This window comes from Mesorhizobium humile (assembly GCF_033977215.1).
In the GTDB taxonomy this organism is placed as follows: Bacteria; Pseudomonadota; Alphaproteobacteria; order Rhizobiales; family Rhizobiaceae; genus Mesorhizobium; species Mesorhizobium humile.
On the sequence record NZ_JAVIIV010000007.1, the window covers coordinates 1 to 19,742 of the forward strand.

The following is a 19,742-nucleotide window of genomic DNA, read 5'->3' on the forward strand; positions in this document are numbered from 1 at the left end:
TTGCCAACGATGCGCTCGAGGTCGGCGAAAACGCGGTAGCGACGCTCGGCGTGGAGCTGGTCGATCGCATCCTCGAAGAACCGCTGGTAATTCATGGTGGACTCCTTGTGCCGGACACCCGCCACCGGTCGCGGCAGGTCTCGTCCCTCGAACGTCACCATACTCGGCTTGCAGGGCTCAGCTTTGAGCCACATCAATTTGCGCCTCGAACTCAGAACGAGCTGTTTTCGCCGCGAATATCCCTGCGAAAACTGATTCAAATCAAAGCGTTCGTCGGCGTCTCGATCCACGATGACCGGATGTGGAATCCAATAGCAAGCGCCCCCTTTGGCCGAAGCCTCGAACTAGCCGTTCTAGATGAGGATGGCCTGCACGCGCTTGTTTTTCCTTGCGAAAGGGGTCGGGAAGGGTGGGTGGACGTCGCTACGCATGTTCGTGTCGACATCAGGCCGACCCACTGGCGAGACTGGAATCCAAGAGAGCGGCGGGCGAGCTTGCTGCGAGACCTGTCCTGAGGGTTGCCTCAAAGCGCAACATCAACCACCAGTGCGACCTACCTTAATGCTTGGGCTCGGCTATCAACGCCATGCGCACAAGGTGCGAGAGGCTGCCGGCACCCATCTTGCTCATGACATTGGCACGATGGATTTCAACCGTGCGCGGGCTGATCCCGAGATCGTAGGCAATCGTCTTGTTCGGTAATCCGGAAACAAGCCCGTCGAGCACCTGGCGCTCGCGCTCCGACAGAGTGGCAAGGTTCTTCCGGATCTCAGTTGATTGCGGGTGCGCGGCGACAGGCTGGCTGCGGTTGTCCAGGGCCGAACGCAGCGCGTCGATGAGAACCTGATCGTCGAAGGGCTTTTCGATGAAGTCGGCGGCGCCCTCCTTCATCGCCTGGACGGCCAGCGCGACATCGGCGTGCCCCGTCATCACAATCACCGGCACGTTCAAACCGCGGGACTTCAGTTGCCGCAGGAACTCGATGCCGTCTATACCAGGCATGCGCACGTCGGTGACGATGCAGCCCTCGACCTCCTTCGGCTCTGTCGCCAGAAATGCGGTTGCCGACTCGTGGAGTCGCACGGCAAAGTCGGCTGTCGCGAGAAGAAAGCCCAGCGATTTGCGGACGTCGACATCGTCGTCGACAACATGCACGACATCACTGGCCACTGGCGACCTCTTCCTTTTCCACCGCGCGCAAAGTGAAGCGGAAGGCGGTTCCGCCGCCTGGCATCGACTCTGCCCAGATATGACCACCGTGCGACTCGACGATAGTGCGACAAATAGACAGCCCCACGCCCATCCCCTGCTTTTTCGTGGTGACGAAGGGCTGGAAAAGCTGGGCCGAAACCTCCGGCGCCAGCCCCGGACCGGTGTCGACCACGCCAACCTCCGCCATCCCGTCATGCCGAGCGGTGGTAGAGACGCGCAGTTCCCGGCGCGACGCGCCCTGCATGGCCTCCACGGCGTTTCTCATAAGGTTCAGCAAAACCTGCTCGATCTGGATTCGATCGGTCAGAACGAGTTCGGCCGCCGGATCGAGATCGTAGGTGACGCGGACATTGGCCTCCCTTGCGCCAACCAGAGCGAGCGATGAAGCGTCTTCGATAAGCGTTGGCAGGCGTTCGACCTGGCGCTCGCTTTCGCCCCTGGCGACGAAATCCCTGAGACGACGAATGACGTCGCCGGCACGCAAGGCCTGCTCTGCAGCCTTTTCGACAGCCTCTCGCAACATTGCGGCGTTCTCGTCGTTGCTCTTCTCGAGCAGACGGCGGCTGCCTTTGAGGTAGTTGGTGATGGCTGTCAGCGGCTGGTTGATCTCATGCGCCAATGTCGAGGCCATTTCGCCGAGCGCCGTGAACCTTGCCATATGAAGCAGTTCCTGCTGTTGTTCCTGCATCCTCGCTTCCGTTCTATGGCGGTCGGTCAGGTCGCGACAGAAGCCCGTAAAGAAACGGCCCGTTCCCGGATGCATTTCGCCGACGGCGAGTTCCATTGGAAAGGTAGATCCGTCCTTGCGCATCCCGGTTACCGTACGGCCGAGTCCGATAATGCGGCGTTCTCCCGTCGTGAGGTAACGCTGCAGGTATGTGTCGTGCTCTTCCCGATATGGTGAGGGCATCAGCATCCTGACGTTTTGACCAATGACCTCGCCGGCCTTGTAGCCAAACAATGTCTCGGCCGCCGTACTGAAGGATTGGATGTTCGCGCTTTCGTCGATGACGATCATTGCATCCGGCACGGTCGCCAGGATCGAGCGCAAGTGGTCCTCACGCAATTGCAGCGAAGCATTGGCGAACGACAGGTCGCTGACGTCGGTGCCTTGAACGAAGATAGCAGTGATCCTGCCATTCTCGGCTCTGATGGGTTGATAGACGAAGTCCAGTATGCGTTCTTCCGCGAGGCCAGTTTCAGCGTTGTGCAGGATGATTTTGGCGTTGCGGCCAACATAAGGCTCGCCGGTGTCGCTCACGCGGTCGAGCAATTCGAAGTAACCCTGACCCTCAAGTTCCGGCAGGGCTTCCCGAACTGGCTTGCCGATAACCTGCCGGTGACCGATCAGGCGCTGGTAAGCGGCATTGGTCAATTGAAAAACATGGTCCGGCTCGCTGAGCAGCGTCATGAAGCCCGGAGCCTGATCGAACATCAGCGCAAGAAGCTCATGCTCCGGCTGATTGTCGTGCTCCAGCGGTTTGCCGTCCGGCGGAGCGGGTTTGGCAGCGGTCTCGGGCGAAGCTTGCCTCTTGTTGCTCACGAAGCAGTCTCCGGATCGAGGAACAGCATCAGCCGCTGATCTAGCACTGATCCGCCGGCCCGCCAAACGATCGCGTGACGATTTGATCGGTATCAAGGCATTGCATCCCCGCAGAGTGCAAATGACGGGACATTACGCGTCTCCAGCGAGGTGCCCGCATGTCCTACAGAACGATCGTCGTCAACTTGGCCGTCGACACGAAACCCGCGCCAATTGTGAAGCTTGCGGCCGAACTGGCGAAGCGTTTCGATGCCCACCTCATCGGCCTGGCGGCAGCGGACGTCCCGCCTTTGGTGGCCACGGGTGAAGGCCTGGTCTACGAAGGCGAGGTCATGCAGATCCAGCGCACCGAGATCGAGAAGCGCCTTGCCGAATTGCGCGACATTTTCGAGGAGCTTGTTCCCTCCTCGATCAACAACGAATGGACGCAACATATTTGCGGTCCGACCCGCGCCCTGGGCGTGGCGGCGCGTTCGGCCGATCTTATCGTGACTGCGAACGGCGGGGAGGATGTCTTCCGCGCCGTCGATATCGGTGGCCTCGTGCTCGGCGTCGGCCGCCCGGTGCTTATCGCCGCTGAGAATGCCGAACACCTCCTTGGAAAGACCGTGCTGGTCGCCTGGAAGGACGGTAGGGAAGCGCGAAGAGCCTTGTCGGACTCCTTGCCATTCCTGGCCACGGCCAATGAAGTGGTTGTCGCCAGCATGGAACCTCACTCGAGCGAGGATGTTCGAAACAGCCTGGCCGACGTCGCGGTATTTTTGGAGCAGCATGGCATCACCGCCCGAACCGAGGTGATCGCAGGGGACGCGGAGGGTGACAGACTGGTCGCATTTGCACGCTCGATCCATGCCGATCTGATCGTTTCCGGCGCCTACGGGCACAGCCGATTGACGGAATGGGCCTTCGGCGGCGTCACGCGCTCGCTGATCGGCCAAAGCGGCATTACTCGCCTGCTGTCGAATTGATGTGCCGGCGATGGCGACCCGTTCGGCAGACGACAAGGACCGGCCGTCAGCCGGGGCAACCGGACAGCAATTGATCGATCGCTGGAGAGCTGGCTGTCGAGCACGCCTACTGGTCGTTCGGGGCAGATCAGTTGGTCGAGCAGTTGGAGACCTCTACCTCTGGTCTTTTGAGCGTCGATGCAGCGACCCGGCTTGCCAAATTCGGGCGAAACGCGCTGACCCAGCGCTCAAGCGGATCTGCATTCACTGTCTTCGTTCGCCAGTTTCGCAGCCCACTGGTCCTTATCCTTGTCTTTGCCGCCGTGGTTTCGGTGTTCGTCGGCGAGGGTCACGAGGCCGCGATCATCGGCGCTATCGTGCTTGCCAGCTGTATTCTCAGCTTCACGCAGGAATATGGCGCTTCCCGCGCCATGGAGGTGCTGCAGCAGCGTATCTCCCGCAAGACCACCGTGCTTCGGGATGGCTTCGAGCGAAGTGTGGATGTCGAGACTATCGTTCCCGGCGACGTCGTCTGCCTGTCAGCCGGCAATCTCATCCCCGTTGACGGTGTGATCCTGGAGTCGCGGGATTTCAATGTCAGCGAATCTGTTCTTACCGGCGAGACCTTTCCCGTTGTGAAGTCCGCTGGCCAGTCGGCGCCCGATGCCGGCATTGCGCAGCGGACAAATGCGGTCTTCACCGGCACGTCGGTCCGCAGTGGAACGGCAAAGGTGCTTGCCGTTGCCACTGGAACCCAGACTGAGTTCGCATCGATCGCCGAGGCCCTGAAGCGACGCATCCCGGAGACCGAATTCGCGCGCGGCATCAGAATGTTCGGATATCTGATGACCGAGATCATGCTTGTGATCGTCGTCCTGGTGTTCTTCGCCAACGTGACGCTCGAGCGGCCGTTGATAGAGTCGCTGCTGTTTTCGCTCGCCCTCGCGGTTGGCCTGACACCCGAACTGCTTCCCGCAATCATCAGCGTCACCCTGGCGAGGGGCGCACGGACCATGGCTGCCAGCGGTGTCATCGTGCGCCGTCTGGATGCGATCGAGAATCTCGGCAGCATGGACTTGCTGTGCACGGACAAGACCGGAACGCTGACGGAAGGCGTCATTCACCTCGACGGATCGTTCGACGTCGAGGGCAATCCTTCGAATGAAGTCCTGCTTTGGGCACGGCTCAACGCTACGCTGCAGACCGGATTGAAGAACCCTTTGGACGAAGCAATAACGACAGCGCAGCCTGGCCAGGAAGATCTGTCCCATTTCACCAAGATCGACGAGATCCCATACGATTTTGTTCGCAAGCGGTTGTCGGTGGCTGTTCGGGACGAGGCGCGCGAACAGACACTCATCACCAAGGGAGCCATCCAGAACGTTCTCGATGCGTGTTCCTTCGTGCAGGGGCCGCACGGTTTGAAATCCCTGGACTTGTCGGAGCGCGAGGCTGTCGATGAGAAATTCCGACGCTGGAGTGCACAAGGATATCGAGTTCTTGGCCTTGCGATCCGACGCTTTCGCAACAAGGCTGGCTTCAGCCGCGACGACGAGACCGAAATGGCGTTCGCGGGGTTCCTGCTCTTTCTCGATCCGCCAAAGGAGGGAGTGCGGGAGACACTGTCGGCGCTCGTCGATCGAGGCATCGGGGTAAAAGTCATTTCCGGCGACAACCGCTACGTGGCGGCGCATCTGGCCGACGCTGTAGGCCTCCGATCCGACAGGATCATGACCGGCGAAGATCTCTCGAAGCTGACGAAAAACGGCCTTCTCGCCGGCGTGCGCAAGACCGATCTTTTCGTCGAGATCGATCCGAACCAGAAGGAGCGCATTGTCGAGGCGCTGCGCCGCAGCGGACACGTCGTCGGCTATCTCGGCGACGGCATCAACGACGCGCCGGCGCTTCATGAAGCCGACATTGGCATCTCGGTCGATACGGCTGTCGACGTGGCCCGCGAGGCCGCGGACATCATCCTGCTCAAACGCGACCTGGGCGTTCTGGTCAAGGGCGTTGACGACGGTCGCAGAACATTCGCCAACACGATGAAATACATCTCCATCACGACCAGCGCGAACTTCGGCAACATGATCAGCATGGCGGCCGCGTCCCTCTACCTGCCGTTTCTGCCGCTGCTGGCCAAGCAGATCCTGCTGAACAACTTTCTGGCGGATATCCCCGCGCTCGCGATCGCGAGTGACAACGTCGATCCGGATCAACTCCGACGCCCCCGTCATTGGGATATTCATTTCGTCAGACGGTTCATGATCAGCTTCGGGCTCGTCAGCTCGCTCTTTGACTTTTTGACGTTTGCCTTCCTCCTATACGTGGTGCACGCAGGGGCCTCGACATTTCAGACCGGCTGGTTTGTGGAATCCCTGCTGACGCAGCTCTTGATCCTGCTCGTCATTCGTACCCGGAAAACCTTCTGGACGAGCCGCCCCAGCCGGTTGCTCGCGGCGCTCGCATTAACGGTCGGCGGTATCGCTATAGCGGTTCCCTACACGCCCGTCGCAAATTGGTTGGCCATGGTGCCTTTGCCCCTGCCTGTGCTTTTGGGGTTGCTCGCGATCACGGCTACATATGTTCTTGTGTCTGAGTTGACCAAGCATTGGCTCTTCGACCGCGGAAACGGCAGCCGGCGCGGACGAGAGAATCCACACCGGGACCGGGCCACAAGCAAATCGGTCCGCTCGGCCGGCTGAACCAGGTGGGAAGCCGGCAAGCAAGGGAGAGCATTACGGTGTCAGCCTCCGATGGCGGTCTTGGTGACGTTCACGCCGAGGTCATAGACAAGCTGGCCCCCATAGTAGCCAGTTATCGTGACCAGGGCCGCGCCGGCTATTTCAACGGCGGGAATGGCGAGAGCCAACGTTCCCAGTTCGCGATTTCGTGCCCACAACGCGAGCCGGATGACGCCCCAGGTCAGAAAGGTGAAGGCGCTGATCGTGCCCAAGCTCTCATGCATCTCCGCTATCTCGCTGCTGAAACCGGCAGCCTCGGCGTAATCGAGGGCCATGCCGCCGAAGAGCCAGGTGGCGATGGCGAACAATCCGGCGGCGACGGCGACAAAGGTGGATATCGTTCCTACGCCTGATCGCATCGTTATGGCATTTCTGCCGCCAAGCGCGGCAAGATCGATGATCACGAGCGTGTAGATGAGCACGATGGGGAAATGCACCAGAATGGGATGGACGTGCTGAATCGCGGGCATCCGAAATGTCTCCGGGGAATGAGGGCAGGTATGGAGTTCAAGTGTCGATCAATCGTCGCTGTCGCCGAATTCCTCGTCTTGGTGACCGGCACGAGCGCCGGACGCGGATTTGCCGCCGTCACACTCGTCATCGCCGACGCCTTCGACGGACTTAGGCCCGGTGGTGCTCATCATGGGGATGGCCTGGAGGTCGATGGTTGTCGCAGTGGTCGACGCGGCCGCGCATGATGTCTGGATGGATTCCGCGGCGGCAGGTAGGGAAAAAGCGGTGAGCCCCCCAAGGGAGACGAGCAGGACAGGGAGATTGCGCATGGTTTTTCGTATCCTTCTTCACACCCGTCATCGGGCGCGATGGCCTTGATAGAGGCCTTGTGCTTGCCGCCGGCTGACGATGACTGACAGCGTTTTGACAGCTTCGGCATGCGACAGCTCTCTTCCATGAAAACCGCTTTGATACGCCTGGCGGCTCTGGGGGTGGCCGCGCTCGTGTTGGCCTCGCCGCTGGTCGTCAGGGCACAGGATGACGATGATGACCACGATCGGGCGCGCGATCTCCATGAGCGCGGCGAGATCGAGGGCCTCGCCGACATCATGGCCATTGTCCGCGCCAAGGCCCCCGGTGAGATCGTCGCGGTCGACCTCATTCGCGCCGGGGACAAGTGGATCTACAGGTTCCAGGTGGTTGCGGCCGATGGCCGGCGCAGGATCGTTGACGTTGATGCCGGCGCCGGCGGCGTCTTGCGCAGTGAAGGTGACCATAAATGAAGATCCTCGTGGCGGAAGACGAACCGCGCATCGCGGCCGATATCGCGGCGGTCCTGAAGGCCTCGGGCATGGCCGTCGATATCGTCGGCGATGGCGAAGCGGCCTGGTTTGCAGGGGATGTCGAGAACTACGATGCCGCGATCCTCGATCTGGGATTGCCGAAGCTTGACGGCCTCACGGTGCTGAAGCGCTGGCGTGCCAATGGCCGGCGCTTTCCGGTCTTGATCCTGACGGCGCGGGGACTGTGGACCGAGCGGGTGGAAGGCATCAATGCCGGCGCCGACGATTACCTTCCGAAGCCCTTTGAAATGGAGGAACTGCTGGCGCGATTGCGCGCCATCCTGCGCCGTTCGAGCGGGCAGGCGGCTCCGGTGCTGAAATCGGGCCCCTTGCTGCTCGACACGCGCCAGATGCGCATCTTGCTCCGCGGCATCCCCGTGGCGCTTTCGCCGCTTGAGTATCGGCTCCTCGCGTTCCTGATGCATCATGCAGGCCGTGTCGTTGCGCCGACTGAACTGGCGGAACATCTTTACAGCTCCGAGCATGATCGCGACCCGAATACGATCGAAGTTATCGTTGCGCGGCTTCGGCGGAAACTCGGCAGCGATATCATCGAAACCCGGCGCGGCTTCGGATATTTCGTGCCGGACGGGCCCGGCTGATGCGCAATTCGATCCGCCTCAGGCTTTGGTCGGCCGCGGCCATATCGATCGTGGTTGCGCTTGCCATCGCTGGCGTCGGCCTGCGCTATCTGTTCGAGCTCAACGTCGAGCGGCGGGTCGTCAGCGAGCTGACCGTCGACCTCAACGAGCTGATCGGCGCGACGAGCTTCGCAGCCGATGGCCGCCTGTTGGTCGCTTCGACGCTGTCGGACCAGCGCTTCGCCAGCCCGCTATCCGGGCACTACTGGCAAGTGGAGGATCTGGCCACGCACAACCTCGTTCGATCGCGTTCGCTATGGGATGCCACGCTTGCCTTGCCTGACCTGGCAGCTGGCGGCGAGCTGCGCAAGGAAGAGCTCAACGGGCCGGGGGGCGAGCTCACCGTTGCCGTTGTGCGCACGATCACCGATGCCGACGGGCGGGCGTTTCGTGCCGTCGTGGCGGAAGACCATCGCAATGTGGAAGTCTCCGTAGGCGAATATGTCCGTGACCTCGCGCCGGCACTCATGGTGCTCGCGCTTGCCCTGATGGGCGCGTTCTTCATCCAGATCACCGTCGGTCTGGCGCCATTGGAAGGCCTGCGGGTCGCCCTCAGAGACGTGATCGCGCTGCGCAAGGCTCGGCTCGACGTGGCCGCGCCAAGCGAAGTGCAGCCACTCGCCGACGAAATCAATCGCTTGCTCGCCGCCCAGGAGAAAGCCCTCTCTCGCGCGCGCTCGCGCGCCACTGACCTGGCGCACGGCCTCAAGACGCCCCTGCAGGTGCTGTCCGCCGATATCCGGGCGCTGCGCAAGAAAGGCGAGACCGAGCTTGCCGACGAGATCGAGAAAAGCGCCGGCGCGATTCGCCGCCACGTCGAGCGGGAATTGGCGCGCGCCCGGTTAGCGCCTGGCGTTTCGGGCGATGCCGCGTGCCTTGTCCGAGAAGTGGCGAAGGGCGTCGTTGCCGTTGTCAAACGTACGCCAAGGGGCAGGCAGCTGTCATTCGCGATCGATGCCGCCGAGGATTTCATGGCGCCGGTCGAAGAGGGCGATCTATCTGAGATTCTCGGCAACCTGGTGGAAAACGCGACGCGCTTCGCGAAATCCCTGGTTCACGTAAGCGCATCCGCGAGCGCTGGCGAGACGATCATCAAGGTCGTCGATAATGGGCCGGGCATTCCCGAGGCCGCCCGGCATGCGGCGTTGTTGCGTGGCGTTCAGCTCGATAGCAAGGGCGGCGGCAGCGGTCTCGGCCTGGCGATCGCCTCGGATATCGTCGAAGCCTATGGCGGCCGCCTCGAAATGGCGAATGCCAGCCCTGGTCTGGCGGTAACGATCTACCTGCCTCGGCATGGTTGAGACCTCAGGCAAAACCGGGAAAATAGTCGACCTTTATCTTCGAACGGCTGACGCCCATGGCCAGGAGCTTCTGGCGCAATGCCTTGACCATCGCCTGTGGGCCGGAAATGTAGAAGGTGCGTTCGAGATAATCGGGCATTGTCAGCCGCACCAGGCGGGCATCGATATAGCCGGGATATTGGCCGCGCTCAGCACCTTTGGCCACGGCATGAAACGTCCTTATCCCCAGTTCGCGTCTCGCCAAGCCAAGCAGGTCGCGATAGGCGATGTCGTCTTGTCCCTCTGTTCCGTAGAGGACGACGATCGGCCGCACTTCCTTGCGATCGACAAGATACTGCAACATCGAGCGGAACGGCGTGATGCCGATGCCGCCCGCCAGGAAAGCGATCTTGGTTTTCGGGTCGGACGGCAACGTGAAATCGCCGGCAAGTTGTGAAGCGTGGATCGTGGCGCCGGGCTTCATGCTGCCAAGCGCCTGCTTGAAGGCGCTCGATTGTGGATAGAACTTGACGCCCAGCCGTACCGATTGCTCGGTAGGCGATGAGGCGACGGTGAAGTAGCGCCGGTTACCGCGATTGTCGGAACGGTCGAGGCCAAGCGTCCATTCAAGGTACTGGCCTGGCTGGAAGGCAAGCTTTCGCGGTGACCTGAAGATGAAGTCGTAGCTGTCGGCGGCGGTTTGCTCGATGCGTTCCAGTGTCAGCACGAAGCGGCCTTTCGGACCGACCGAATAGGCGAAAAGATTGCCTGCTAGAAGCGCAAGTTCGGGCGTGAAATAGAGCGAGCCGACATGAATGTTGGGCGCAAACAGGAACCCGACGATGGCCGCAAAGGCGATCCGCGGCCAGCGCTGTGCGGGCGCCGTCAGTGGCTCGGTCAGCATCACGAAAGCGAAGAACAATAGCGGTGACGAGCTCAACGTTTCCTTGAAGGCAGTGCCATATTGCGCTGGCTGGGTTGTGGCCAGGATGGTCACCAGGGCCACGGCCACAAAAGTCGCGACGAGATCCAGGCGACGCAGCTTTCGGACAATAAGAATGCCGCCGATCACCACCAGGGGAAGCAGCCAGGGGTTGCCACCGACCCACCATGTGGCGGGCTGGTTCAGCAGCAATGCCGACAGCGCCACGCCGACGGCCGCTGGATTGAAAAGGTGCTTTCGACCAACGGCCAGGATGTATTTCGATGAGATCGCCCAAACAGAGGCGAAAGCAACTGCCGCGATACCCTTCAGGTCCGTGACGGCGACCGGATCGAGGATGAGGGCCAGAATGAGCGCGGTGATATAGACGGATTCGCTGTTTGCCGGGACCTCGAAGACCAGCGCGAAAGCCTTGTTGGTGAGCCAGCAGGCGCCGACTGCCAGGGCAGCGCTGAAAGCGAGTGCAAGCGGATCATGCGGCACGGGCTTGACGAAGCCAAAGGCGAAGGCCGTGCCCAGAAGCACCATCAGATAGTAGAGCACCAGCCGGTACATGGTCAGGTGATCGAGGAACCGGTCGACTGCCTTGATCATGGTTCGCAAAGGTCTCCGAAGCCGCTTGTCGGCGTGGCGCGGCCGTTGATGTCGACGAGATATCCCTCCAGCCCCGGAGTCTGCTCGATGAACAGAATGCCGTCCCGGCCCATGGCGAAGGCAGCGGTGGCAAAGCGATCGGCTTCAAGCACGTCGGATCCGACGACCGTCAGGCTGACGATGTCGGACATAGCGTCGGAAGGCTCATGGGGGTTGTAGATATGTTGGCCGCGCGCATAGGTGCCGGAAGTGGCGACGCCGCGACCGCGCGGATAGACGACCTTGATGATCTCATCCGTCTTGAAGGGGTTGCGGATGCCGACGCTCCAGTCTCCGCCGGACGCATTCCTGCCGCAAGATTGAATATCGCCACCTGCCTCGATGAAGAAATCGCCGGTCCCGGCCTTGCGAACGATATCGGCGGCATTGCGGATGGCCCAGCCCTTGACGATCCCGGAAGGATCAAGCGAACCGTCGGCCCTGCGGATGTCGAAATATCCGCCCGTCTCGTTCCTGGTCCGCTCGGCCAGCGCCAGCACTTCCATCATCTCGCCGCTCCAATCCTTGACCGGAACGTCGCCCCGGTTGATGGCGGAAATCTCGCTGTCGGTCCTGTATGTGCTGAAGCGCCGATCGATTTGCTCGAAATAGTCGAAGACGGAATCGACCAGGGCGCCACGCGCGCCACCAATGTCGACCGTGATCGGCATTCCCATCAGGATCCGCGTTTCACGCATGGCGTCAGGAGGAAGCCTTTTTCAGGGCGCCGCCGAGCGACTGGATGAAGGCTTTGCTGGTCAATGTGGCCCCCGAAATGATGTCCACATCGGCGCTTTGCGCGCTGATCGCTTCGTCACGCAGCATGGGCAACGCCTGCCGGTTGATGTTGACGGAGGTACGACGATCATTGGGATACTTGAGTATTTTGAGCGCCGTGACACGGCCGCCCTGAACAAGTGCCTGGATCTGAATGATGCCGTAGTAGGCGTCGGCCGAAGGGCCGGTGTAGACTCCGTCGGTATAGCCGTGTGTCGCGAGCTTCATGCCCGTATGGATGGCGCGCACTGGAGGATAGTCCGGCCGCGGCTTCGGGATGGGAATGTAGACGGCAGGCGTGATGGCGAATGACGGTGTCTGCAGCGGCGCGGCGTTTGCTCTCGGGAGCTCCACTTTTGGCTCCGGCGGCGAAGGCGGTGGCTGTGTGACTTCCGGCTGGCTATCGGCAACGATGGCCTGCGGCACCGTGGCCGCAATCGTCGCGGGGGTATCCTTCCAGGCCTCGACGGTTGTGCGTGGCGCCGGCGCCTTTGGTACGTCCGACTGGGGAATTACCGGCTGGGTCGCCGCCGGCGCCAGGACCGGATCGGCAGTGGGAAGCGGAGTGACCCGCGGCAACGCAGTCTGCTCCGCCGCGTTGGCCCCTTGTGTGTCGATCAGATCGCTGTCGGGAAGCTTGCCCGTCTGATCCCAGACATAAGCCCCGGACGAGGCGATCACGAAGAGAGACAAGGCGATCTGTTTCATAAGTATTGTTCCGGTTTCGAGCGCGCTGCGGCCGAGCCGTTGCGTGCATGTTGGGAACAATATCTCATGGGCTAGCTGACAACTGGCTGTCAGCGCGCCTTGGCTTGCGAGAAATACCCGATCGGCGAACTGGGGGGTCGCTATTTGACTTTGATCAAGGCATTTGCTCGGGTCCAGGGGCAGTGAACGGTTGGACTGCCTTTCTGTGCTTGCCGATATGGACGCCAACCATGACCGAACCGACAATTGTTGCTTTGCTCAGATGAGTCGTCTTCATACCGAAAATCACCTGGTTTCACGCATCGGCTGGTTACGCGCCGCGGTGCTCGGCGCAAACGACGGCATCGTCTCGACCGCCAGCTTGATCATTGGGGTCGCAAGCGCCAATGCCACCACCGCCAGCGTGCTGGTAGCTGGCGTTGCGGGCCTGGTGGCAGGCGCCATGTCGATGGCCGCCGGCGAATATGTATCCGTCAGTTCCCAAGCCGACACCGAGCACGCGGATCTCGCGCGTGAACGGAAGGAACTGGCGAGCCAACCCGAGTTCGAGAGGCAGGAGCTTGCCCAGATCTACATCGATCGCGGTGTGGAACCTCAGTTGGCGTTGCAGGTGGCTGACCAGTTGATGGCCAAGGACGCGCTTGGCGCCCACGCCCGTGATGAGCTTGGTATTTCCGAGACAACCGCGGCACGACCGATCCTGGCCGCGCTGGCGTCGGCAGCGGCGTTTTCAATCGGCGCGATCATGCCGCTGGCGATGGTGCTTCTTTCACCGCCCTCCCAACTTGTTGCCGTCGTTTCGATCGCATCGCTGTTGTTCCTGGCCGTGCTCGGCGCAATCGGCGCGAGGGCTGGCGGCGCCAATGTACTGAAAGCCACTGCTCGCGTCACTTTTTGGGGAGCGCTGGCAATGGCATTGACCGCAGGCATTGGAGCAATATTCGGTACCGTCAGCTAGGCGCGAAGCAATTCCACGAAATGGATAGCGCTCCTTGATCGAGATCAACGTCGCATGCCGCCTGAGATGGCAATGAATTGTCATCTGAGGAGTATGACGACATGAGCTTTCTCGAATATCTGATCGGGGTTGACGCCAGAACTGCCTTGATGGGGCGCATGATGCAGAAGATGGGCGTCGACAGGCAGCTGAAAGTTGTGGCGGATCACGCCGCCGTCACCAGTCGCGCCGTGGATCGGTGCCGGTCTTGCGGCCACCAGGACGAATGCGCGATTTGGCTCGACGAAACCCCGCATGTGGATCATCCGCCGGCCTATTGCCGCAACAGCGACTTGATCGCTCGGCTGCAGTCTGTCCGCTGATCGAGCATCGGCGCTGAGCGCAATGGGGAGCGTGGCGAAGCGCCTGACCGCGCTCTTACCGGCGCGCCATCGTGCGCGGGCAGGGCGCCACCGTCGCCTTTGTCGGGATTACCGCCGCCACGGGGTCGTTTTGGATTCTGCTGGGCAAGCGGCTTCTCGGAGGCAGGAGGATCGCCGATAGGGTGGCGGGCGTGGCGCTTCTTGGATTTGCCCTGCTCCTGCTTCGACCACTGTTAGCCGCGGCCGCGCTCTAACGCCCGACGGGAAAATCCGGGCCATATCTATCTCGGCGCGATGATCGCAGCGGAGCAATAGCCCGAAGGGCAAGGCGCATGGCAGACATCGAGCGATCAGCCTGCTGCCACGCTCGTCAGGAGACGAGCACGACCGAGAACGGTCCGGCACAGAAGAGCTTGTCGGTGACTTTCTTGACCCCGGCAACGTTCTCGGCGGCAACGACTGCGGCCTGTCGCTGGCGCTCGTCGAAAATGGCGCCGTTGAGCTCAACCTCTCCCTCTTTGACGGTAACGCCGATAAGGTCGCCACCGACGCTCCAGGATTGCCCTCTCAGCTCGGCAAGAATGTTCCTGCGTATGACCTCATCATCGATAGTCGCCGCGCCTGATTTGGGCAGAGTGTGAAGGAGGGTCCGCATCAGATCGGAGCGGCTGACGATGCCGACAATGTTGTCCGCATCAACGACGGGCACGTTCTTGATGTCGTGGGTTACCATGAGTTCGACGAGCTCGGCGAGCGAGGCGCCAGGCGCTGCAGAAACGACGCCAGTTGTCATCACCTCGTCCACCCGGCGTCCATTTGAACGAACATACTCGCCGGCCACTTTGCCGGGACCGACAAGAAATTCGAGCCAGCGAGGCCGCGCGCGTCGGGTGCCGAGTTCCCTACGGCGCAGAAAATCGCCTTCGCTGATGACGCCGACCAGCGATCCATCGTCTCCCACGACCGGGAGGCAGCGGATATTCCTGGTCAGCATCAGATCGGCCGCTTCGGCGACCGAGGCAGAGGTGGCGATCGTGATCACCGGCGTCGCCATAATGTCCTGAACTTGCATGGAAATCTCCCGCCTTTCGTCAGTCCTTTTTCCGACGTCGAGAGCATCGGCGCTTTGATCCATATCAGTTTGACGGCCGGCCTTCGCTGTCTCGCCCATCGGGCTCGATCAATATCCGCTCAGCGGCTCCATCGAGATCCTCGTACTGGCCGCTGCGCAAGGCCCACAGGAAGCCGGACAGACCGAGCGCCCCCAGGAACAAGGCTACCGGAATGAGATAGACGAGCGTGGTCACGGATGGGCCGCTCCAACGAGGTCGGTGCGGCGCCTGGCTGGGACCGCTTCAGGTGCCGTCTTCGCCGTTGCCTGAAGCCGCATCGCATTGGCGATCACGATCAACGAGGAAGCGCTCATTGCGATCGCCGCGATGAGCGGCGTCACGTGGCCCAGAACCGCGATCGGAACGGCGAAGGCGTTGTACACGATCGCAATGGCGATGTTCTGGCGAATGAGCCGGCCAGCCCTGCGCGAGACGTCCATCGCCAAGGGGACCGCAAGGAGGCTTTCGCGCAGGAAGACGAAATCCGCGGCCTGGCGGCCAATGTCGGCCGCGGTTGCCGGAGCCATCGAAACATGCGCCGCTCGCAGCGCCGGTGTGTCGTTTAGGCCGTCGCCCACCATCAGTACCTTGTGTCCGGCGCCGGTCAACGACCCGATCCACTCGACCTTCCCGGAGGGCAATAGAGCCGGGACGAAACTCTCGATCCCCAGCGACTTGGCAACCTCGCCGCAGGCGTTGGCGGTATCTCCGGACAACATGTCGACCGACACCCCGGCGTCCTTCAACTCCCGGATCGTTGCCTTGGCGTCTTGCCGAAGGGCGTCCTCGAACGCGAAGCACGCGACGATATTTCCATTCTTGGAGAGCACGGTGCCGCCGTAGCCGCCGAGTTTGCCTTCGCCGCCGGTGCGAGCCTTCCAGCCTGCCCACCCACGCCTTCCGAGGCGCCACGTATTCCCCTCCGTTATGGCTTCGACGCCGAAGCCCGGATGCTCGGTAACGGATTCGACGCTGGGCTGGCCCGAATACCCCGCGTAGCTGGCGATGGCCCTCGAGAACGGGTGGTGGGAATGAACCGCCATGTCTGCCGCGATCGCAAGCATGGTCGGATCGATCGAGGATGCATTCACAAGTTTTGGGCGCCCGAGCGTCAGCGTCCCGGTCTTGTCGAATACCGCCGTGTCGATAGCGGCGAGACGCTCCATCGCCGATCCATCCTTGACCATGACGCCGGCCTCGAAAAGGCGTCTTGCTGCCACGACCTGGACGATCGGCACTGCAAGGCCGAGCGCGCAGGGGCAGGTGATGATCAGCACCGCGATGGCGATGGTGAGAGCCCGGTGCCAGTCGCCGGACGCGACCATCCAGCCAAGGAATGTTACAAAGGCCGCCAGATGGACGACTGGCGCGTAGAGCGCCGATACGCGATCTGCAATGCGACGGTAACGCGAGCGGCCGCCCTCGGCGGCCTCCATCAGCCGAACCATCTCCGCCAGAAAGGAGTCCTTCGCCGCTGCGGTCGCCAGCATCGTTAGCGGACCTGTCAGGTTGAGCGTGCCGGCCTGTACATGGGCGCCGGCACCGACTGCCTTGGGCGCGCTCTCGCCGGAGACGATCGAGCAATCGAGGTCAGAGTTTCCGCTGAGTATGTCGCCGTCGACCGGTATGCGTTCTCCGGCCACGATGAGCAGGCGCAGTCCGGGTGTGAGTTCGGCGACGGGCACATATTCGCGCTTGCCGTCATCGCGCAGGACGAGCGATCCCCGCGACGCCAGCCTCGAGAGGCCATTGACGGCCATTCGCGCCCGCTCCCGCATGACATGGTCGAGTGTGCGGCCGATCAGCAGGAAGAAAAGCAGCGAAACCGAGGCGTCGAAATAGGCGTGTTCACCATGATTGATGGTCTCATAGAGGCTCATCGCGTAAGCGAGCGACACGCCCACCACGATCGGCACGTCCATGTTCATGCGGCCATGGCGCAGCGCGTTCGCGGCTGAGCGGAAGTAGATGCCGCCGGCGAAGGCGAGGGCGGGAATGGCGATCAGCGCCGACAGCCAGTGAAAGAGATCGCGCGTCGCGCCCTCGGCGCCGGACCAGACCGACACCGACAGCAGCATGATGTTGCCGGCCGCAAAGCCTGCTACGGCGACGGCCCGGATCAACTCCGACAGGGTTCTGTCCTTTTCCTGTATTTCCGGGTCGAACAGATGCGCCTGGTAGCCCAGCCTTGAGAGTGCTGCGAAAAACGGCGGGACCTGTTCCCCGCGCCAGCGAACGGATACTCGCTTGGTTGAGAGATTGACGCGGGCGGAATCTATGTTCTCGAGCTTCGCCAGCGCTGCCTCGATCGCTTGGATGCAGCCCGCGCAATGAACAGACGGAACCGACAGGTCCGTCTGGCGACAGCCGCCGTCCAGCGCGCAGCTAGCCAGTTTTATTTCGTCGCTGGACGGCACAGCGGATGCCGCGTTCGCGAACTCCAGAGCCATCTCGGCCCCCGGCGCGCAACAGCTCATTGCATGGCTCCGTTCGCAATCATGACGCGGCGGACATCGCGAAATGGAGTGGCAAGGCCCGCATCGGCATCTATCTCGACGATCCAGACGCCATCCTTTGGCGTGTGCCGCACAGCAAACTCTTGTGCACTCCCCGGAGCAACACCCGCCGGTGCGGCAAGTGTCAGAGCTTCGTCTTCTGCTTCGTAAGCTGGGTGCCGGAACAATATTCTGACGCCACGCAGCGGCAGCGCTTTGCCGTGTGCATCGACAAGGCTGTAGTGGACTTCTCCAGAGGCGACTGTCAGCTTGCCTGTCCAGCCTAGTGCTGCCTGTGCTCTTCCTTTCTTGGCCTCCTCGTTGAACTGCTGGCTCGCAACATAGGTGTTCTCGACCACAAGTCCGGTCCAGCTCGTCTGGGCGAGCGTGGCCATGGTGACGTTCACTCCAATCACCACCGCGAAAAAGGTGACGATCACGATCAACATGTGCCTGCCGGTGAACTCGTTCGGCTTGTGTATGTTGGTGCTCATTTGCCGTTCTCCGGAGCATTGAAACTGGCGGTGTATTTGGCGGATTCGGAGCTTGCCTGGTCCTGGATATGAAATCCGAAACTTTGCGCCGGGCCCTTGATCAGGTTCGCGGGTTGACGAACGAAAACCTTGAGGACCTTTAGCCGGTCGGGTTCGACCGCAACGGAGAATGAGTGGCTCGGGGGCTGGTCGACACCCACGATGCTCATCTCGCCGCCGTCGAGACCCTGCAGCATGACCTCGATCGTCCGCGGCTCAGGTATCATGTTGAGCAGCTTGACGGTGTAGCCGTTGCGGATCGAGCCGTCCGACAGCGTCACGAACTGAGGATTGCGGTCATGCAGGACATTCAGTTCCAGCCGCTCGCGCGTCAGCAGCGAATAGACGAGGACCAACCCGATCGTCGACCATGCGCCGAGATAGATGTAGGTGCGCAACCGGAATATCTTGCTCAGATGGAAATGCGCCAGGCCGTCGACGAAAGCGCCGCTCGTTGTTCTTACCAGCGACGGATTGACTGAACTTGTGCCCCCCGCGGTCGCCACCGCCATGTTGGCATTGTAGTCGGCCAGCGTCGCATAGGAAATCAGTCCGCGCTCGCGACCGAGCTTGTCCATGACACCGTCGCAGGCATCGATACAGAGCGCACAGGTGATGCATTCGAGCTGCTGTCCGTCACGGATGTCGATCCCCATCGGGCAGACGGCAACGCAGGCGTTGCAGTCGACGCAATCGCCAGCCGGCAAACCAGCGGCGAGAGCCTTCTTGGCATGGCGCGAACGCGGTTCGCCGCGCCAGTCGTTGTAGGTCACCGTCAGCGAATTTTCGTCGAGCATGGCGGCCTGGATTCGCGGCCAGGGGCACATGTAGGTGCAGACCTGTTCGCGCATCAGTCCGCCGAACACATAGGTCGTGCCGGTCAGGACGGCGATCGTGACATAGGCGACGGGCGCCGCCGTGCCGGTGACGACTTCGCCGAGCAGCTTCGGCGCGTCGGCGAAGTAGAAAATCCAGGCTCCTCCGGTGGCAACCGCGATGACGAGCCAGATGGCATGCTTGGATACGCGCAAGAACAGCTTGCGGGCGCTCCAAGGGGCGGCTTCCAGCTTGATGCGGGCGTTGCGGTCGCCTTCGATCGCGCGTTCCACGACAAGGAACAGATCTACCCAAACGGTCTGTGGGCAGGCATAGCCGCACCAAGCTCGCCCGACCGTCGATGTGATCAGGAAAAGGCCAACGCCCGCCATCATGAGAAGACCGGCGACGTAGTAGAATTCCTGCGGCCAGATCTCGATGAAGAAGAAATAAAACCGGCGATTGGCCAGGTCGAGGAGAACGGCCTGATCGGGTGCAAACGGGCCACGATCCCATCGCAGCCAGGGAGTCAGGTAGTAGATGCCAAGGGTGATCGCCATCACCAGCCATTTGAACTGGCGGAAGCGGCCGGAGGCCCGCTTCGGAAAAATCTTCCTACGCGCCGCGTAAAGCGGCTGTCGCGTCTTTGCGGAGTTGACCGCTTCGGCCTCGAGCCGTTCTACCTGCGTCTGATCGAGCACGGCGACCTCCAATCGGCGAAAACATTGCCGCCTCTAACGGCC

General features: G+C 61.7%; 19 protein-coding genes. 7 read left to right on the top strand and 12 right to left on the bottom strand.

Going from position 1 to position 19,742, the window contains the following annotated elements; translation table 11 throughout:
* Positions 1–558: 558 nt before the first annotated feature.
* Together fixJ and RFM52_RS12730 are read right to left on the bottom strand one after the other, a co-directional pair.
* Complete coding sequence (gene fixJ / locus RFM52_RS12725) at positions 559–1,170, bottom strand: response regulator FixJ (RefSeq protein WP_320297234.1); 612 nt, start codon at positions 1,168–1,170, stop codon at positions 559–561.
* Positions 1,160–2,647, bottom strand: coding sequence for a PAS domain S-box protein (locus RFM52_RS12730; RefSeq protein ID WP_320297249.1), 1,488 nt, complete (start codon positions 2,645–2,647; stop codon positions 1,160–1,162). The genes fixJ and RFM52_RS12730 overlap by 11 nt, the downstream gene beginning before the upstream one ends.
* 266 nt (positions 2,648–2,913) lie before the next feature.
* Between RFM52_RS12730 and RFM52_RS12735 the strand changes: the two genes are divergently transcribed.
* Positions 2,914–3,723: a universal stress protein gene (locus tag RFM52_RS12735; protein WP_320297233.1), complete on the top strand. Its 810-nt coding sequence runs from the start codon at positions 2,914–2,916 to the stop codon at positions 3,721–3,723.
* Positions 3,724–3,854: 131 nt separating this feature from the next.
* Positions 3,855–6,407: a magnesium-translocating P-type ATPase gene (mgtA, locus tag RFM52_RS12740; RefSeq protein ID WP_320297232.1), complete on the top strand. Its 2,553-nt coding sequence runs from the start codon at positions 3,855–3,857 to the stop codon at positions 6,405–6,407.
* 41 nt (positions 6,408–6,448) lie between these two features.
* On the opposite strand, the gene RFM52_RS12745 is transcribed toward mgtA, so the two are convergent.
* Together RFM52_RS12745 and RFM52_RS12750 are read right to left on the bottom strand one after the other, a co-directional pair.
* A complete protein-coding gene (locus RFM52_RS12745) occupies positions 6,449–6,916 on the bottom strand; it encodes a DUF2231 domain-containing protein (RefSeq protein WP_320297231.1) in 468 nt (155 codons plus the stop codon).
* A gap of 48 nt (positions 6,917–6,964) precedes the next feature.
* Positions 6,965–7,228, bottom strand: a complete 264-nt coding sequence (locus RFM52_RS12750; protein WP_320297230.1) for a hypothetical protein — start codon at positions 7,226–7,228, stop codon at positions 6,965–6,967.
* 279 nt (positions 7,229–7,507) lie between these two features.
* Between RFM52_RS12750 and RFM52_RS32775 the strand changes: the two genes are divergently transcribed.
* Genes RFM52_RS32775 through RFM52_RS12765 form a run of 3 tightly spaced genes read left to right on the top strand, consistent with a single transcriptional unit; the run spans position 7,508 to position 9,683 of the window.
* On the top strand, positions 7,508–7,681 hold the full coding sequence (locus tag RFM52_RS32775) for a PepSY domain-containing protein (RefSeq protein ID WP_347349924.1): 174 nt from the start codon (positions 7,508–7,510) through the stop codon (positions 7,679–7,681).
* The gene (locus RFM52_RS12760) at positions 7,678–8,343 is read left to right on the top strand and encodes a response regulator transcription factor (RefSeq protein ID WP_320297228.1); all 666 of its coding nucleotides are present in this window, start codon (positions 7,678–7,680) and stop codon (positions 8,341–8,343) included. The genes RFM52_RS32775 and RFM52_RS12760 overlap by 4 nt, the downstream gene beginning before the upstream one ends.
* Positions 8,343–9,683: a sensor histidine kinase gene (locus tag RFM52_RS12765; RefSeq protein ID WP_320297227.1), complete on the top strand. Its 1,341-nt coding sequence runs from the start codon at positions 8,343–8,345 to the stop codon at positions 9,681–9,683. Before RFM52_RS12760 ends, RFM52_RS12765 begins: the two co-directional genes overlap by 1 nt.
* A 4-nt stretch (positions 9,684–9,687) precedes the next feature.
* On the opposite strand, the gene RFM52_RS12770 is transcribed toward RFM52_RS12765, so the two are convergent.
* The 3 genes from RFM52_RS12770 to RFM52_RS12780 are packed head-to-tail and all read right to left on the bottom strand — an operon-like array spanning position 9,688 to position 12,723.
* Positions 9,688–11,199: an RnfABCDGE type electron transport complex subunit D gene (locus tag RFM52_RS12770; RefSeq protein ID WP_320297226.1), complete on the bottom strand. Its 1,512-nt coding sequence runs from the start codon at positions 11,197–11,199 to the stop codon at positions 9,688–9,690.
* Positions 11,196–11,909, bottom strand: coding sequence for an FAD:protein FMN transferase (locus tag RFM52_RS12775; RefSeq protein ID WP_320327848.1), 714 nt, complete (start codon positions 11,907–11,909; stop codon positions 11,196–11,198). The genes RFM52_RS12770 and RFM52_RS12775 overlap by 4 nt, the downstream gene beginning before the upstream one ends.
* 31 nt (positions 11,910–11,940) lie before the next feature.
* Positions 11,941–12,723 carry an FMN-binding protein gene (locus RFM52_RS12780; protein WP_320297224.1) on the bottom strand — a complete coding sequence of 261 codons (783 nt, stop codon included), beginning with the start codon at positions 12,721–12,723 and terminating at the stop codon, positions 11,941–11,943.
* A gap of 262 nt (positions 12,724–12,985) precedes the next feature.
* Between RFM52_RS12780 and RFM52_RS12785 the strand changes: the two genes are divergently transcribed.
* Entirely contained in the window at positions 12,986–13,681 is a 696-nt protein-coding gene (locus RFM52_RS12785; protein WP_320297248.1) for a VIT1/CCC1 transporter family protein, read from the top strand.
* Between the two features lie 101 nt (positions 13,682–13,782).
* A complete protein-coding gene (locus RFM52_RS12790; RefSeq protein WP_320297223.1) occupies positions 13,783–14,043 on the top strand; it encodes a DUF6455 family protein in 261 nt (86 codons plus the stop codon).
* A 370-nt stretch (positions 14,044–14,413) separates the two neighbouring features.
* On the opposite strand, the gene RFM52_RS12795 is transcribed toward RFM52_RS12790, so the two are convergent.
* The 5 genes from RFM52_RS12795 to ccoG all read right to left on the bottom strand — a co-directional run bounded on the left by RFM52_RS12795 (position 14,414) and on the right by ccoG (position 19,700).
* Entirely contained in the window at positions 14,414–15,115 is a 702-nt protein-coding gene (locus RFM52_RS12795; RefSeq protein WP_320297222.1) for a CBS domain-containing protein, read from the bottom strand.
* A 64-nt stretch (positions 15,116–15,179) separates the two neighbouring features.
* Positions 15,180–15,350 carry a cbb3-type cytochrome oxidase assembly protein CcoS gene (ccoS, locus tag RFM52_RS12800; protein ID WP_320297221.1) on the bottom strand — a complete coding sequence of 57 codons (171 nt, stop codon included), beginning with the start codon at positions 15,348–15,350 and terminating at the stop codon, positions 15,180–15,182.
* Positions 15,347–17,632, bottom strand: coding sequence for a cation-translocating P-type ATPase (locus tag RFM52_RS12805; protein ID WP_320297220.1), 2,286 nt, complete (start codon positions 17,630–17,632; stop codon positions 15,347–15,349). Before RFM52_RS12805 ends, ccoS begins: the two co-directional genes overlap by 4 nt.
* Positions 17,629–18,144, bottom strand: a complete 516-nt coding sequence (locus tag RFM52_RS12810) for a FixH family protein (protein WP_320297219.1) — start codon at positions 18,142–18,144, stop codon at positions 17,629–17,631. Before RFM52_RS12810 ends, RFM52_RS12805 begins: the two co-directional genes overlap by 4 nt.
* The gene (gene ccoG, locus RFM52_RS12815) at positions 18,141–19,700 is read right to left on the bottom strand and encodes a cytochrome c oxidase accessory protein CcoG (RefSeq protein ID WP_320297218.1); all 1,560 of its coding nucleotides are present in this window, start codon (positions 19,698–19,700) and stop codon (positions 18,141–18,143) included. The genes RFM52_RS12810 and ccoG overlap by 4 nt, the downstream gene beginning before the upstream one ends.
* Positions 19,701–19,742 lie beyond the last annotated feature (42 nt).

Excerpts from the sequence above, each read along its gene's own strand:
- RFM52_RS12775 (WP_320327848.1), bottom strand. The coding sequence starts at position 11,909 with ATGCCGATCACGGTCGACATTGGTGGCGCGCGTGGCGCCCTGGTCGAT.
- RFM52_RS12785 (WP_320297248.1), top strand. The coding sequence starts at position 12,986 with ATGAGTCGTCTTCATACCGAAAATCACCTGGTTTCACGCATCGGCTGG.
- RFM52_RS12795 (WP_320297222.1), bottom strand. The coding sequence starts at position 15,115 with ATGCAAGTTCAGGACATTATGGCGACGCCGGTGATCACGATCGCCACC.
- RFM52_RS12730 (WP_320297249.1), bottom strand. The coding sequence starts at position 2,647 with ATGTTCGATCAGGCTCCGGGCTTCATGACGCTGCTCAGCGAGCCGGAC.
- RFM52_RS12770 (WP_320297226.1), bottom strand. The coding sequence starts at position 11,199 with ATGATCAAGGCAGTCGACCGGTTCCTCGATCACCTGACCATGTACCGG.
- RFM52_RS12790 (WP_320297223.1), top strand. The coding sequence starts at position 13,783 with ATGAGCTTTCTCGAATATCTGATCGGGGTTGACGCCAGAACTGCCTTG.
- RFM52_RS12765 (WP_320297227.1), top strand. The coding sequence starts at position 8,343 with ATGCGCAATTCGATCCGCCTCAGGCTTTGGTCGGCCGCGGCCATATCG.
- RFM52_RS12745 (WP_320297231.1), bottom strand. The coding sequence starts at position 6,916 with ATGCCCGCGATTCAGCACGTCCATCCCATTCTGGTGCATTTCCCCATC.
- RFM52_RS12750 (WP_320297230.1), bottom strand. The coding sequence starts at position 7,228 with ATGCGCAATCTCCCTGTCCTGCTCGTCTCCCTTGGGGGGCTCACCGCT.
- RFM52_RS12780 (WP_320297224.1), bottom strand. The coding sequence starts at position 12,723 with ATGAAACAGATCGCCTTGTCTCTCTTCGTGATCGCCTCGTCCGGGGCT.
- RFM52_RS32775 (WP_347349924.1), top strand. The coding sequence starts at position 7,508 with ATGGCCATTGTCCGCGCCAAGGCCCCCGGTGAGATCGTCGCGGTCGAC.
- RFM52_RS12805 (WP_320297220.1), bottom strand. The coding sequence starts at position 17,632 with ATGAGCTGTTGCGCGCCGGGGGCCGAGATGGCTCTGGAGTTCGCGAAC.
- RFM52_RS12760 (WP_320297228.1), top strand. The coding sequence starts at position 7,678 with ATGAAGATCCTCGTGGCGGAAGACGAACCGCGCATCGCGGCCGATATC.
- RFM52_RS12735 (WP_320297233.1), top strand. The coding sequence starts at position 2,914 with ATGTCCTACAGAACGATCGTCGTCAACTTGGCCGTCGACACGAAACCC.
- RFM52_RS12810 (WP_320297219.1), bottom strand. The coding sequence starts at position 18,144 with ATGAGCACCAACATACACAAGCCGAACGAGTTCACCGGCAGGCACATG.